A 976-nucleotide genomic window follows, 5' to 3' on the forward strand; every position below is an offset into this window, starting at 1 on the left:
ATGGGATGGGCTCCGCTGCGGAGCCCATCCCTAAGGGGCGCATCCAACCTCTGCTGTCTGTTCATATCGCATCCGTTGAACGCTTCCTACGAGACAATACCGAAATCAGCTCGGGCTAAACACATACCGTCGAGGGATCAAGCTCCAAGCGATCGGACTCGGCGTCAGTGTTCTCACCGCAGCGCTGTTCGCCTACGGCGTGCGGACGATGGGTCTCGTCTCGCCGATGATCGACCTGTTTTCGATCTCGGAAATCGAGGGGCGGGTGAGTCCTGATCTGCTCTCCTTGGCCATCGCGATCGGGGCGGGTGTTGCGGGCGCGTGGACACTCACCGCGGGCACGTCGACCGCGCTCGTCGGCGTCATGATCGCCGCCGCGCTCGTGCCGCCGCTGGGTGTGGTCGGCATCGGAATCGCATGGGGGCTTCCAGGGGTCGTGTTCGGCTCGAGTGTTCTCGTTCTCGTCAACGTCTTCGGAATCAACGTGACCAGCCTGGCGGTGTTGTGGTACAAGGGGTACCGACCAAACAACTGGTATCAGCAGGACGAAGCTCGTTCGGCGACAAAACACCGCTTGGTCGTGTTCGCCGTCGCAATCCTCCTGCTTTCGGCGTTTCTCGGCGCGGTTACCTACGACTCCTACCGAACTGGAAGCTATGAGGAATCAGTAAATGACGACATCGAGACGGTTCTCAACTCACCGGAGTACGACCAGCTCACACTTATTGACGTGCGAGTCGAGTACGACGATCAGATTCCGCCACGCCAGCCAGACGAGATCGTCATTACCGTTGGGTATCCGGTGGGAACCGACCCCCCGCCGGTCGCCGATGCGATTCGGTCGACAGCGCTGTCTCTTACCCACAAATACTATTCCCGCTGCTGAAGGACTGAAATCAGCATGAACAGCACTCTGCAACAGGGATCGATGGATTTCAGTAGTGATTACTCATTCCCTGAAATGGACATATCAAGC

At 58.4% G+C, this 976-nt stretch carries 1 pseudogene; it reads left to right on the top strand.

Annotated features, from left to right (window positions below):
• Positions 1-133: 133 nt before the first annotated feature.
• A pseudogene (locus O2S87_RS18635) lies at positions 134-886 on the top strand (DUF389 domain-containing protein); the annotation flags it as partial.
• Positions 887-976 lie beyond the last annotated feature (90 nt).

Source organism: Halohasta sp. A2 (assembly GCF_056175805.1).